Annotated in this window: 13 protein-coding genes; 12 read left to right on the top strand and 1 reads right to left on the bottom strand. The window is 56.3% G+C overall.

Going from position 1 to position 12,981, the window contains the following annotated elements:
* Nucleotides 1-75 precede the first annotated feature (75 nt).
* From fabD to N9C89_RS05850, 3 genes are all read left to right on the top strand, one after another.
* The gene (fabD, locus tag N9C89_RS05840) at nt 76-1,017 is read left to right on the top strand and encodes an ACP S-malonyltransferase (RefSeq protein WP_263952896.1); all 942 of its coding nucleotides are present in this window, start codon (nt 76-78) and stop codon (nt 1,015-1,017) included.
* An 8-nt stretch (nt 1,018-1,025) separates the two neighbouring features.
* The gene (gene fabG, locus N9C89_RS05845; protein WP_263952897.1) at nt 1,026-1,763 is read left to right on the top strand and encodes a 3-oxoacyl-[acyl-carrier-protein] reductase; all 738 of its coding nucleotides are present in this window, start codon (nt 1,026-1,028) and stop codon (nt 1,761-1,763) included.
* A gap of 207 nt (nt 1,764-1,970) precedes the next feature.
* Nucleotides 1,971-2,723, top strand: a complete 753-nt coding sequence (locus tag N9C89_RS05850) for a hypothetical protein (RefSeq protein WP_263952898.1) — start codon at nt 1,971-1,973, stop codon at nt 2,721-2,723.
* Nucleotides 2,724-3,083: 360 nt separating this feature from the next.
* On the opposite strand, the gene N9C89_RS05855 is transcribed toward N9C89_RS05850, so the two are convergent.
* Nucleotides 3,084-4,085, bottom strand: a complete 1,002-nt coding sequence (locus N9C89_RS05855) for a DUF1214 domain-containing protein (RefSeq protein ID WP_263952899.1) — start codon at nt 4,083-4,085, stop codon at nt 3,084-3,086.
* 655 nt (nt 4,086-4,740) lie between these two features.
* Here N9C89_RS05855 and N9C89_RS05860 point away from each other — a divergent pair.
* The 9 genes from N9C89_RS05860 to N9C89_RS05900 all read left to right on the top strand — a co-directional run bounded on the left by N9C89_RS05860 (nt 4,741) and on the right by N9C89_RS05900 (nt 12,925).
* The gene (locus N9C89_RS05860) at nt 4,741-4,974 is read left to right on the top strand and encodes an acyl carrier protein (RefSeq protein WP_263952900.1); all 234 of its coding nucleotides are present in this window, start codon (nt 4,741-4,743) and stop codon (nt 4,972-4,974) included.
* A 212-nt stretch (nt 4,975-5,186) separates the two neighbouring features.
* A complete protein-coding gene (gene fabF / locus N9C89_RS05865; protein ID WP_263952901.1) occupies nt 5,187-6,449 on the top strand; it encodes a beta-ketoacyl-ACP synthase II in 1,263 nt (420 codons plus the stop codon).
* Nucleotides 6,449-7,606 carry an endolytic transglycosylase MltG gene (mltG, locus tag N9C89_RS05870; protein WP_263952902.1) on the top strand — a complete coding sequence of 386 codons (1,158 nt, stop codon included), beginning with the start codon at nt 6,449-6,451 and terminating at the stop codon, nt 7,604-7,606. The genes fabF and mltG overlap by 1 nt, the downstream gene beginning before the upstream one ends.
* 293 nt (nt 7,607-7,899) lie before the next feature.
* Nucleotides 7,900-8,253, top strand: coding sequence for a hypothetical protein (locus tag N9C89_RS05875; RefSeq protein WP_263952903.1), 354 nt, complete (start codon nt 7,900-7,902; stop codon nt 8,251-8,253).
* Nucleotides 8,189-9,535, top strand: coding sequence for a DNA-packaging protein (locus N9C89_RS05880; RefSeq protein ID WP_263953290.1), 1,347 nt, complete (start codon nt 8,189-8,191; stop codon nt 9,533-9,535). Before N9C89_RS05875 ends, N9C89_RS05880 begins: the two co-directional genes overlap by 65 nt.
* Before the next feature lie 146 nt (nt 9,536-9,681).
* A complete protein-coding gene (locus N9C89_RS05885; protein WP_263952904.1) occupies nt 9,682-10,860 on the top strand; it encodes a phage portal protein in 1,179 nt (392 codons plus the stop codon).
* On the top strand, nt 10,857-11,105 hold the full coding sequence (locus tag N9C89_RS05890; protein ID WP_263952905.1) for a GTA head formation protein, RCAP_rcc01685 family: 249 nt from the start codon (nt 10,857-10,859) through the stop codon (nt 11,103-11,105). The genes N9C89_RS05885 and N9C89_RS05890 overlap by 4 nt, the downstream gene beginning before the upstream one ends.
* 11 nt (nt 11,106-11,116) lie before the next feature.
* Complete coding sequence (locus N9C89_RS05895) at nt 11,117-11,686, top strand: HK97 family phage prohead protease (protein ID WP_263952906.1); 570 nt, start codon at nt 11,117-11,119, stop codon at nt 11,684-11,686.
* 36 nt (nt 11,687-11,722) lie between these two features.
* Nucleotides 11,723-12,925, top strand: a complete 1,203-nt coding sequence (locus N9C89_RS05900; RefSeq protein WP_263952907.1) for a phage major capsid protein — start codon at nt 11,723-11,725, stop codon at nt 12,923-12,925.
* Nucleotides 12,926-12,981: the final 56 nt, after the last annotated feature.

The raw sequence follows: 12,981 nt of genomic DNA on the forward strand, positions 1-12,981 counted from the left end.
ATTATCCGCGCCGCTCATGGACAGCCGCCCGCGCGCCATGTATTTGCTAGGAAAACAAAGAAAACAGGAGTCCGCATGACGCGCGCATTTGTATTTCCCGGACAGGGTGCCCAAACGATCGGAATGGGCAAAGATCTGGCCGAGGCCTATCCAGTGGCCAAAGCCGTGTTTGACGAGGTGGACGAGGCCCTTGGCGAGAAGCTGAGCAGCTTGATCTGGGAGGGTGATATCTCCGAACTTACGCTCACACAAAACGCACAACCCGCGCTTATGGCAACGTCGATTGCTGCCATGCGTGCGCTTGAGGTTGAGGGCGTGAAGATCACAGACGCAAGCTTCGTTGCGGGTCACAGCCTTGGTGAATATTCAGCGCTTGCGGCGGCGGGGTCGATCTCTGTGGCCGATACGGCGCGTTTGCTGCGTATTCGTGGCGAAGCGATGCAAAAAGCGGTTCCGGTTGGAGTTGGCGCGATGGCGGCTTTGTTGGGGCTGGACTTTGCAGCTGTTCAGGAGGTGGCCGCAGAGGCCGCACAAGGGCAGGTGTGTCAGGCGGCGAACGACAATGATCCCGGTCAGGTCGTGGTGTCAGGCCATAAAGAGGCCGTGGAGCGCGCCATTGAGATTGCCAAGGAACGCGGCGCACGGCGCGCGGTTCTATTGCCGGTAAGTGCCCCGTTCCATTGTTCACTGATGCAGCCTGCGGCGGATGCCATGGCAGAAGCACTGAGCAAAGTTGACGTGAACGCGCCTGCGGTGCCGCTTGTGGCAAACGTCCGTGCCGAAGCAGAAACAAGCGCGACCCTGATCCGCAACATGCTCGTGGAGCAGGTTACAGGTTCGGTACGCTGGCGCGAGAGCGTGGCCTATATGGCTGGGCAGGGTGTCACAGAGATTTGGGAGATCGGTGCGGGCAAGGCGCTTTCGGGCATGATCCGCCGTATCGAAAAATCCATCACATGCCGTGCTGTCGGCACACCCGATGACGTGGCTGCGGCTGTAGCGTCGCTTAAGGAATAGAGGTTTATATGTTTGATTTGACAGGTAAAAAAGCGCTCGTCACTGGTGCATCCGGTGGCATTGGCGGCGCGATTGCCAAGGCCCTGCATGGCGCTGGCGCAACCGTTGGCCTCTCTGGTACTCGGGTTGAGCCGCTTGAGGCATTGGCCGCCGAGCTTGGCGAGCGGGCGCATGTTCTGCCCTGTAACCTCAGCGACGGCGAGGCGGTGGACGCATTGCCGAAGGCCGCGATCGAAGCGATGGGCGGGCTGGATATCCTTGTGAACAACGCAGGTATCACCCGCGACCAAATCTTCATGCGGATGTCGGATGAGGAATGGCAGTCGGTGATCGACGTGAACCTCACTTCAACAATGCGCCTCTGCCGTGGTGTGATGCGCCCGATGATGAAAGCCCGCTGGGGCCGGATCATCAACATCAGCTCGATTGTGGGGGCAACGGGCAATCCCGGTCAGGCAAACTATGCCGCATCCAAGGCGGGTATGGTCGGCATGACCAAATCCATCGCCTATGAGGTGGCGAGCCGTGGCATCACCGCCAACGCCGTCGCGCCGGGTTTCATTGCAACAGCGATGACAGACAAGCTCACTGATGAGCAAAAAGAAAAGATCAACGTGCAAATCCCCGCTTCGCGCATGGGCACCCCCGAAGAAATCGCCGCAGCGGTGCTTTATTTGGCCAGCCCTGAAGCAGGTTACGTGACAGGCTCCACCCTGCACGTCAACGGCGGCATGGCGATGCTTTAGGGCATTGAGCATAATGTGAGTTTGAGAGGGGCCGCTTGGCCCCTTTTTTCGTGCTGCCTAAATATGTTAAGCGAGTGCGGCTTCGCTTGCTCCTAACTTGATGTGCAATACTGTTTTTGAGTGCTAAATGTCGAGTATTGTCTTGCAACCGAAAGAGGGGCATCGGCATAGTCCAATAATCAGATGGGTAAGCTTTGTGGATGAGACATGTCTATTTCCGAAAGACCGTTAACTAGGCAAGATCGAGATACACTCAAGCCGTACTCAACCGCGAACGAAAAGCGAAGCACCTATCTGAATTTTGCGGGCCTCTTTTTCATCTTGTTTTTCACCATTTTTGTTGCGCTGGGTCTACTCTGTGATTTTACCGCGTGGATGTTCGCTTGGCCCGATTTCGAGGTCGTGAAGTGGTGGCTGTGTGGGGCTTCAGCAGTTCTATCTCTGGCGTATTCTGGGAATTGGGCGCTCCAAGAGCATAAGTACATCAAAGCGAGAACGGGTATTTCTGCACTGGCTGATCAAGACTTGCAGAACGGCTTTGCCGCCATCGAACGCCTTGAAGTTGCGGCCGTTGTTGAGGTCGAAGAAGAAGAAGACGAAGGGGCCGGATTTCTATTAGAGTTACGAGATGGTCGAGTTCTATTTCTAGTTGGTCAAGACCTGGATTTCCATTCATTGCATGTGGAGCCGGATGCAGAGAACGAAGTTGCAGGCGACATATTCCCGAGTGACAAAGTGGATTTCGTTTACGCGCCGAAAAGCGGTGTCCGTTTGGATGTTATTGGAACGGGCAGCTACCTAAAACCAAGATCCTGGGTCAAGCGACGAGTTGGTAGAACGCGTTCTAGTAGCCACGCTGATCCAATGCCGGACAGTTTCAACGACGGCCCGCTTGAGGACGTGTTAAAGCGTTACGGATTTGTCGAAGTGCCTGCCTCGGCGCGTCGAGAAAATGTATAGTTCTCTTGACGCTTCGTTTGATTAGGCGTTGGTGATCTTGTTTTGAATTTTCTGTTTACACGTCAAGCCGACCCTAAAGACAAACCGCGCGTGAAGATCGTTTGGGGTCTGCGATAAGCCGATGTTGCGTGAATTGGGAATACGAGCTCCTAGAAAATACACTAGAGGCTCCAACTGCTGTTACACGTCTAATTGCCCTGCGCCCGAAACTATATCATCTCGGATTCTATGCTGCCGATACTGCTCAGGGAGTTGACAGCAGCGCGGCTCTTTCGGGGCTTGTACTTTTTACGAGGTGAAAGGGGCCGCTTGGCCCCATTTTGGTGTGAAGTTCTTAAAGAGATTACCCTTCTACGAAGATCACTGCGCTACCTTTTCGACATTGGGCAGGACGTAGGTGCGTTCCAAAACGGCATCGCCGGGCCGGTAAACTCGCATCAAGAAATTCCATCCATCTCCAACATCGACGCGGTTTGCTTGCACGCCACAATCGGCCTCTGACCCAAAGTGGACCGTGAAGGTGCCATCCTCATTCAGCTCGACGTTTCTATCGTTGACGATATTGTTGTCGCTCTCCATGAACCCGTCTGCCCCATAGACAGTGATCGACCAAAAGGCGTCATTAGGCGGGACGTCGTATTCTGCGGTATAGCAACCTTCAACTGCGCCAGGTCCGGAGTAGTTGATGTAAACGGCATCGAGTTCTGGGAAGAGACCCCAAGCGCCAGCAACGGCAAGATGGCGTGTCTCTTCGTTGACTTCGCCGCGAGGCCCCATCCAGTCGGGCTCGTATTGGTCGAACTTCTGAAATTCCACTTCATAGTCAGCGCGTAATGCGAGCATACTTTCAACGTCCCATTGTGGCTCTGGGAACAAGTCATGGCTGGAAGCGTTTATGACAAACTCGTTTTGCATGCGGTTGACAAGGTCCACATCCGCGGGGTCTGAAGCGTCCATTATCTGTATCCGCATGATGAGTGATACGTATTTTGTATCGCCCGGAATGTCGTAGGTGCCAGGCTCATAAAACACGATTGGCGCGTAATGATCATTATCGATCACCAGAATCGAGAAATACCGGTCATCGGGAAATTCTGGAATCGTGATGGTTGCGCCGCCTTCGGTATCAACGACCGCTGCCGCGTAAAGCGTGTCTCGATTCATGCGAACCACGGCCTGCGCATCGAGAGGTGTAGGTTTGCGGATATAGTAGAAGCGGTTAACGTCGCTTCCTGCATTTGCCTGAAATTGTGCAAATGCCATGTCGACTTCTGCGCGTATGTAGGTATCGGGCGTTACAACGTCCTCTGCAAAAGCAGCAGTGGAAACAGCAAATAGAGATAGAGTTAAAAATGCTCGCATCGGGCAACTCCTATTCCAAGCGATAAGACAAAGGCTCTTTGAAAACTGACTTACGGTGGCAGCGAATGGCGAACCGGTAAAGTAACAAAGCCGCTATTTGATGATCGGAAACTGTTTCTTGCTAAGCAAATGTGTTGGGCTTTGACGGCTATGTGTTTGCTTTCTCATGCTCTAGACTGGGAAAAATCTGCGCTCGGTACTGTGCGGAAGTGTCTTAATTGGTTCTAAGGCTTTCGGCCTTTGCTGAACTCCAAAGAGCCAATCACTGTGCCCAACCTCATCCTTTGTGCGGACCCGGTATTCCCGCACCCAACCCAATTGTTGCGTTTGATTCGAGTGGATTCTGGCAATTGACGTAGCGGAATTTATGGGAATGGGGAGTGGGGCGTTTGGTTTGGCCTGTTTCTGGTGCGGTTTGCGGTATCAAGTATCAGGGATACAACGATAAATGGAATGCGCACTTGATTACCCTGACCAAGGCCTTATCTTTCGGAAAGCGTTTGCCTATTCGTGTTGATATGCTAAAGGGGGCGCAGAATTGCCATCCGCGCAATTTGTGTTGGTGGATTTCCTGCAGTAGCAGGGCAGTGAATCGCCCATTTCGGGCAGGAAACAAACGGGTGGCAACACCCCGTCTAGAGAATGAGGAAATACTATGAGCGACATCGCAGATCGCGTTAAGAAGATCGTCGTCGAGCACCTTGGCGTAGAAGAAGAGAAAGTTGTTGAAAACGCATCTTTCATCGACGATCTGGGCGCAGACAGCCTTGATACAGTTGAATTGGTTATGGCGTTCGAAGAGGAATTCGGTATCGAAATCCCTGACGATGCAGCAGAAACAATTCAAACATTCGGCGACGCGGTGAAGTTCATCACCGAAGCTTCCTAAGCTTTTCGCAATAATTTTCGTAAGCGGCGTCCTTTCGGGCGCCGTTTTGCGTTTGGGTGGGGTGTCTGGCGGGCTGAAGCGCGATTTTTGCCCGAAAAACAGGTTGCTCGGCCATTTTGTGGCGATAAATCCGTTTTCAACGACATTTGCTTGCCCAAGCTATAGAAGGCACGGTAAAAAGCGTGGAAACGCAAAACAAGGCGGGGAAAAATATGCGTCGAGTGGTAATTACAGGTCTTGGAATGGTGACGCCTCTGGCAGATGGTGTCGAGGATACGTGGTCGCGGTTGCTGGACGGGCAATCGGGCGCGGGGACCATCACGCGGTTTGATCCGGAGCGTGTGACAACGAAATACGCCTGCGAGATCCCGTTGGGTGATGGCACTGACGGTACTTTCAACCCAGACACCTATATGGATGCCAAAGACCGCCGCAAAGTAGATGATTTCATCCTTTACGGCATGGCCGCCGCCACGCAGGCTGTTGCGGATTCAGGTTGGGTTGCCGAGAGCGAAGACGACAAATGCCGCACCGGTGTGATGATCGGGTCTGGCATTGGCGGTTTGTCTTCGATTGCGGATACGGCGGTTTTGCTGGCTGAAAAGGGCCCGCGTCGGGTTTCGCCGTTCTTTATTCCGGGAGCGTTGATTAACCTCGTTTCGGGGCAAGTTAGCATCAAGTTTGGCTTCAAAGGGCCGAATCATGCAGTTGTGACAGCATGCTCTACGGGTGCGCATGCGATCGGCGATGCAGCACGGCTTATTATGCTCGACGACGCAGACGTGATGATTGCAGGTGGCGCGGAGAGCCCGATTTCCGAGATCGGGATTGCTGGCTTTAACGCGTGTAAGGCGCTTTCCACGCAAAACGCGGATGATCCGACCAAGGCCAGCCGCCCTTATGACAAAGACCGCGATGGCTTTGTTATGGGTGAGGGCGCAGGCGTTGTTGTTCTGGAGGAGTATGAACACGCAAAGGCGCGCGGCGCAAAGATTTACGCTGAGGTTCTTGGCTATGGCCTGTCGGGCGATGCGTATCACATCACCGCGCCGTCGAGCGATGGTGATGGTGGCTACCGTTCCATGGAAGCAGCAATCAAACGTGCGGGTATCACGCCAGCGGATATCGACTATATCAACGCGCATGGCACCTCGACCATGGCTGATACAATCGAGCTAGGCGCTGTTGAGCGGCTCATGGGCGATGCCGCAGAGAAGGCCACTATGTCGTCCACCAAATCGGCGACAGGGCACCTTTTGGGCGCTGCTGGTGCGATAGAGGCGATCTTCTGTATTCTGGCGATCCGCGATCAGATCGCACCGCCGACGCTGAACCTTGATAACCCTGATGTAGAGCCGAAGCTCGATCTGGCGCCGCATAAAGCCGTGCAGCGCGAGATCAATGTGGCACTGTCCAATTCCTTCGGGTTTGGCGGCACCAACGCGAGTGTGATTTTCGGTAAGGTCGACAGCTGATGTGGCGAAATTTTACGTCAAGCGCTTTGACGTTCCTGCTTGTGCTTATGTTCTGCGCGGGCGGAATGTTGTTGTGGGCAAAGAACCAATATAGCGCCGAAGGGCCGCTTGAGCAGGCGATCTGTTTGCGGGTCGAGCAAGGCTCGACCATGGGCCGCGTTTCGACCAGTTTGGCCGAACAGGGCGCGATTTCGAGCGGGTATCTTTTTCGGGTGGGGGTGAACTATTCCGATAAGGCCGCAGACCTTAAGGCGGGTAGTTTCCTTATTCCTGCGGGGGCTTCGATGGAAGGTATCGTTGACCTCGTAACTGGCGATGGTCGTTCGACATGCGGATCGGAAATTGTCTATCGAATCGGGGTGTTACGGAGCGAAGTTCAACTGCGTGATCTTGATCCGGAAACCAACCGTTTCGAAGAGAAGTTCAGCTTTGACCCGAATGCCGACGAGGTTCCGGCTGGCTTCACCGAGGCTGCGGAAAGTGGCGACCTCCGCTATCGTGTCGCACTCGCTGAGGGTGCTACGAGTTGGCAGGTGATCGAGGCGCTTAAAGCGGCGGATTTCCTGACTGGTGAGGTAACTGAGGTTCCTGCGGAAGGTACGCTCGCACCAGATAGCTATGAGCTTCGCAAGGGGGCGTCACGTGGCGAATTGGTCGAAGAGATGACACGTCGTCAGACAGCGATCCTTGACGAAGCTTGGCAGAACCGCGCTGATGGTTTGCCGCTTGAAACGAAGGAAGAAGCGCTCATTCTGGCCTCTATTGTCGAGAAAGAAACCGGCGTTGCCGAGGAGCGCAAACAAGTGGCGAGCGTATTCGTGAACCGCCTCAAGCAAGGTATGCGCCTTCAGACGGATCCGACAGTGATCTATGGCGTGACCGAAGGCAAAGGCGCGCTTGGCCGTGGTTTGCGGCAGAGTGAATTGCGGCGGGAAACACCTTGGAACACTTATGTGATCGACGGGCTTCCTGTAACACCGATTGCCAACCCAGGACGCGCAGCGATTGAGGCCGCGCTGAACCCAGACGACACGGAGTATTTGTTCTTTGTGGCGGATGGAACCGGTGGCCACGCCTTCGCAAAGACGCTAAGCGAGCATAACGATAATGTTGCGAAGTGGCGCAAAATCGAAGCGGAGCGCAACGCTTCGGAGTAACGCGCGAGCGCCTTTGAAAACGGAATGAAATCAGCGGCCTGTCCCGAAATTCGGGGCGGGCCGTTTTCGTTTTTGGCAAATGTAATTTGGCGAAAGTGTTAACGGAAATTGCATGTTGTGCAACGGGTGCGTGCGCAGGGGTGTTGCGCTCAAGCAATTGAAAACATTGATTTTTTGATATTTTTCGGGCATAGTGCATTCCTGAGCTAGAAGAGATGACACAGGTTTGAGAAGGGCGCGGGAAGCGCTGGAAATCTGCTCATTTCTCTCGTGCGGGCAAGCATGAGAGGCGGATGATAGATCTTATGACATTGATCACACCCGATGAGGATAGAGGCAATTCGGCAGAGCTGCTTGGGATTGCAGAAAAACACTTTGAGCGCCTTGCGGGCGCTTTGGACAGGGCGGTTGTTGCCGTTGAGCAAGGCCAGCCCGAAACCGCGAAAGAGGCAAATGGCCTCGTGCGGGATTTGAGTAAATCGCTTCAGTCCGTGATGGAAGAAAGGGTACGCGTTGAGAAACTCCGCAGGCAGAACGCCGGAATCGTTCACGACTTCGCCATCGACTTTGACAGCGCCCGATCTGAAATTCGGGGCCGGTTGGCTCGCCTCCGCGCCACAGTTGGCGCAGGAGGTGTTTCTGAATGAGTTAAGCGAGGGAGCGCTTTTGGCGCTGCCTTGGCTGTTTGAGTTCTGGGCGTTTCCGCATCAATTGCCGCCCGAGGGCGAGGATTGGCGCACATGGGTGATCATGGGCGGCCGTGGTGCGGGCAAGACGCGCGCAGGGGCGGAATGGGTGCGCTCTGAGGTTGAGGGGGCAAAGCCGCTGGATGCGGGGCGCTCGCGCCGTGTGGCGCTTGTTGGGGAAACCATCGATCAGGTGCGTGAGGTCATGGTGTTTGGCGAGAGCGGGATATTGGCCTGTTCTCCGCCAGACCGCCGCCCTGAGTGGCAGGCAACGCGAAAGCGGCTGTTGTGGCCCAATGGGGCGACGGCGCAGATATTTTCTGCTCATGATCCAGAGAGCCTTCGGGGGCCGCAGTTTGATGCGGCGTGGGTGGATGAACTGGCCAAGTGGAAGCGGGCAGAGGAGACTTGGGATATGCTTCAGTTCGGCCTTCGGCTTGGGGATGTGCCGCGCCAATGCGTGACGACCACACCGCGCAATGTGCCTATTCTGAAGGGCATTCTTAGCAACTCGACCACGGTTGTAACCCAAGCACCAACGGAGGCGAACCGTGCGTATCTGGCGGAGAGTTTCCTTGAGGAGGTGCGCAACCGCTATGCGGGGACGCGGCTTGGGCGGCAGGAACTTGATGGCGAGCTGCTGGAAGATACGCAGGGCGCGCTTTGGACGCTGGGCTTGCTGGATCAGGCGCGGGTCGAGGAGGCGGGCACGTTGGGACGTGTTGTTGTGGCGGTTGATCCGCCTGTGACGGGGCATAAGGGCTCGGACGAATGCGGGATCGTTGTGGTGGGTGCAAACACCAAGGGCGCACCGAAGGACTGGCACGCGGTTGTGCTTGAGGATGCCACGGTAAGCGGGGCCACGCCGGATGAGTGGGCGCGAGCAGCGCTGGCGGCGATGGAACGGCATGAGGCGGATTGTCTTGTGGCCGAAGTTAATCAGGGCGGTGATCTGGTTGAGTCGGTGATCCGACAGGTTGATGCGCTGGTGCCGTATAAGGCGGTGCGGGCGAGTAAGGGCAAGAGCGCACGGGCGGAACCCGTGGCGGCGCTCTATGCGCAGGGGCGGATCAAGCACCTTGGGGCGCTGAACGGGCTTGAGGACCAGATGTGCCGTATGACCCAGCAGGGGTACGAGGGCAAGGGAAGCCCCGACCGCGTAGATGCGCTGGTGTGGGCGGTGACGGAATTGTTGATCCAGCCCAACAGGGGCGCGCAACACCCCCGCGTACGCAGCCTTTAACGCATCTTTAGGCATTTCTGAGAAACTGAATTCAGCAAAGATCGAACGATATTTTCATTGATCGCCAAAGGGTTGCGCAGCGCGGCTTGGGTGATTGAGCGGGGATGGTTCGGGCAAAATTGGCGAAGACACAGGAGCTTCTTCACATGGTATTTGACTTTTTGAAACGCGGTGAGGCGGCGGCGCCTGTGATTGAGCAGAAGGCCTCTGCAACGGGACGCGTCTTGGCCTATAGCGGTTCGGGGCGAGTGGCGTGGAGCCCGCGCGATACGGTTTCGCTCACGAAAACGGGGTTTGCGAACAATCCGGTTGGGTTTCGTTCGGTCAAGCTGATTGCAGAAGCCGCAGCAGCCTTGCCATTGGTATTGCAGGATAAGGGGCAGCGCTTTGAAGTGCATCCCGTTCTGAGCCTGCTTGCAGAGCCGAATGCAGTTCAGGGGCGGGCAGAGCTTTTTGAAAGCCTGTTTGGCCAGCTCCTATTGACCGGAAACGGATATCTGGAGGCTGTTGCGACGGAGGAGGGCGCGCCGTTTGAGCTGCATGTCTTGCGGAGCGACCGAATGCGTATTGTGCCAGGTGAGGATGGCTGGCCCGCGGCGTATGAATATGCGGTGGGCAACCGTAAACATCGGTTTGATGCAAGCGGTGTGGTTAGCCCGATTTGCCACATCAAGAGCTTCCACCCGCAGGATGATCATTACGGTTTAAGCCCGATGCAGGCGGCGGCGAGTGCGCTGGATGTGCATAACGCGGCGAGCCGGTGGAGCAAGGGGTTGCTGGATAATGCGGCGCGTCCGAGTGGTGCGATTGTTTACAACGGTCCAGACGGGCAGAGCATGAGCCATGACCAGTATGAGCGCCTACAGGACGAAATGGCGGCGTATCATCAGGGGGCGGCGAACGCGGGACGCCCGATGTTGCTTGAGGGCGGTTTGGATTGGAAGCCGATGGGGTTCTCGCCGAGCGATATGGAGTTCCAGAAAACCAAGGAGGCAGCGGCGCGAGAGATCGCGATTGCCTTTGGGGTGCCGCCGATGCTGCTCGGTATTCCGGGCGATGCGACTTACGCCAATTATCAAGAGGCCAACCGCGCGTTTTACCGATTGACGGTGGTGCCACTGGCAACGCGAGTGGCGGCGAGCGTGGGGGCTTGGCTGGCGCGGTACACGGGGGAGAAGCTGGATTTGCGCCCCGATCTTGATCAGGTGACGGCGCTTTCGGCGGAGCGGGATTCCCAATGGCGGCGGGTTAGTGAGGCGACGTTCCTGACGCAGGCAGAGAAACGCGCGCTGCTTGGGCTTCCCAAACAGGCAGAGGAAGAATGAGTGCGCCGAACCCAACACCGAGCGGGTCCCGCTTTCTCTATGACAGTTTCGACGCCGCATCGGCCCGCATCGAGGCCAACGAGCGGGTGAGTAAGCTGCAGTTTGCAACTCTGGAGCAGCGGCTTGGGCGGATCGAAGTGATGATCGAGCGGCTTGAGCGACGTTTGTGGTTGGCGGTTTACGGGGTTGTGGGCGTGATCTTGGCGCAAGGCGTTGCTTCGCTCCTGGATATGGCGCCGAAATGAGGAAAGACAATATGAATTCAACGGATTATACAGCGGGCCTTGAGCAGAAATTCTGTCGGTTTGACGAGGGCGTTTCGGTCACGGATGGCACGCAGATCGAAGGCTATGCGAGCTTGTTTGGAGCTTGTGATCAGGGCGGCGATATTGTTGAGGCCGGGGCCTATGCAGCGTCGCTGGCACAGCTCTCCGCAAAGAAGCGCAGCGTAAAAATGCTTTGGCAACACGACCCTGCGCAACCCATCGGTATCTGGGACGAGGTGCGCGAGGACGGCAAGGGGCTCTATGTGAAAGGGCGCCTGCTGACCGAGGTGGCGAAGGGCCGCGAGGCGGCGGAATTGATTGCGGCGGGGGCGATTGACGGGCTGTCGATCGGATACCGCACGCGCAAAGCGACGAAGAACAAGAAGGGCCAGAGGCTCTTGACGGAACTGGAGCTTTGGGAGGTGTCGCTTGTGACATTCCCGATGCTGCCGGAGGCGCGGGTCGGGGCGAAGGGCGATAGCCTTGCGGCTGATGACTTGTTGCGTGACTTGGCAGGGGTCTTGAGCGACGCCCGCCACAAGCTGGCCCAAGGCATCTGAAGCCAGCGATCTAACCTCTCTCTAAAGGATTAATCCATGAGCAAAACCGAGACAAAGGCTCGGGCCGGGACAGCTGTGTCTGACGGTCTGTCGCCGGCCGCGGAGGTCAAGACCGCGCTGACCGGCTTCGTGAGCGATATCAAAACTTTAACAGACGAAACGAAATCAAAACTTCAACTACAGGAAGAGCGACTGACCATGCTGGAACGCAAACATATGACTGCCAAACGCCCCCAACTTTCGGCCACTGCCGAGGTGGAGGTTCCACATCAAAAGGCGTTTAACGCTTATCTGCGTGCCGGCGACGATGACGCGCTTCGTGGCCTTGCCGTTGAGGAAAAATCCATGAATACGGCCGTTGCTGGCGAGGGGGGTTATCTGGTGGACCCGAAGACCAGCGAAACGATCAAAGGTGTGCTTTATGCGACGGCGTCGATCCGTTCGATTGCGACCGTGGTTGAGGTTGAGGCCACGAGCTATGATGTTTTGGTGGATCACACCGAGGTCGGTACTGGCTGGGCAAGCGAAACAGGCTCTGTGACCGAGACAGCTACACCGAGCTTTGACCGCATTTCGATCCCGCTTCACGAGCTTTCTGCGCTTCCCAAAGCAAGTCAGCGTCTGCTTGACGATGCGGCGTTTGATATCGAGGGCTGGCTCGCGGGCCGCATCGCGGACAAATTCGCGCGCGCAGAGGCAGCGGCCTTTGTGAATGGTGACGGCGTGGATAAGCCTACGGGCTTCCTGACGAAATCCATCGTGGCCAATGGCGCGTGGTCTTGGGGTAACCTTGGCTATGTGGCGACGGGCGAGGATGGCGATTTTGCCAATATCAACGCCAGCGATGCAATTGTGGACCTCGTTTATGCGCTTGGTGCTGAATACCGCGCCAATGCGACATTCGTGATGAACTCCAAAACAGCTGGTGCCGTACGCAAAATGAAGGATGCCGATGGGCGTTTCTTGTGGAGCGACGGGCTTCAGGCGGGCGAACCTGCGCGTTTGATGGGCTATCCGGTGATGATTGCCGAGGACATGCCGGATATCGCCTCTGATGCGACAGCGATTGCCTTTGGTGACTTTTCCAACGGGTACACCATTGCCGAGCGTCCGGACCTGCGGGTGTTGCGTGATCCGTTCTCTGCGAAACCAAACGTGCTGTTCTATGCCACCAAGCGCGTTGGCGGAGACGTGAGCGATTTTGCTGCGATCAAACTTCTGAAATTCGCCGTCAGCTAACCCTGATTGGCGAAGGCCCCGACATGGGGTCACACCGGGCGCGTACCGTTGGTTCG

It is taken from the genome of Halocynthiibacter sp. SDUM655004, assembly GCF_026015885.1.
In the GTDB taxonomy this organism is placed as follows: domain Bacteria; phylum Pseudomonadota; class Alphaproteobacteria; order Rhodobacterales; family Rhodobacteraceae; genus Falsihalocynthiibacter; species Falsihalocynthiibacter halioticoli.

Coding starts and splice junctions, on each gene's coding strand:
- N9C89_RS05885 (WP_263952904.1), top strand. CDS start 9,682: ATGGTATTTGACTTTTTGAAACGCGGTGAGGCGGCGGCGCCTGTGATT.
- fabG (WP_263952897.1), top strand. CDS start 1,026: ATGTTTGATTTGACAGGTAAAAAAGCGCTCGTCACTGGTGCATCCGGT.
- N9C89_RS05890 (WP_263952905.1), top strand. CDS start 10,857: ATGAGTGCGCCGAACCCAACACCGAGCGGGTCCCGCTTTCTCTATGAC.
- fabF (WP_263952901.1), top strand. CDS start 5,187: ATGCGTCGAGTGGTAATTACAGGTCTTGGAATGGTGACGCCTCTGGCA.
- N9C89_RS05855 (WP_263952899.1), bottom strand. CDS start 4,085: ATGCGAGCATTTTTAACTCTATCTCTATTTGCTGTTTCCACTGCTGCT.
- N9C89_RS05895 (WP_263952906.1), top strand. CDS start 11,117: ATGAATTCAACGGATTATACAGCGGGCCTTGAGCAGAAATTCTGTCGG.
- mltG (WP_263952902.1), top strand. CDS start 6,449: ATGTGGCGAAATTTTACGTCAAGCGCTTTGACGTTCCTGCTTGTGCTT.
- N9C89_RS05875 (WP_263952903.1), top strand. CDS start 7,900: ATGATAGATCTTATGACATTGATCACACCCGATGAGGATAGAGGCAAT.
- fabD (WP_263952896.1), top strand. CDS start 76: ATGACGCGCGCATTTGTATTTCCCGGACAGGGTGCCCAAACGATCGGA.
- N9C89_RS05900 (WP_263952907.1), top strand. CDS start 11,723: ATGAGCAAAACCGAGACAAAGGCTCGGGCCGGGACAGCTGTGTCTGAC.
- N9C89_RS05850 (WP_263952898.1), top strand. CDS start 1,971: ATGTCTATTTCCGAAAGACCGTTAACTAGGCAAGATCGAGATACACTC.
- N9C89_RS05860 (WP_263952900.1), top strand. CDS start 4,741: ATGAGCGACATCGCAGATCGCGTTAAGAAGATCGTCGTCGAGCACCTT.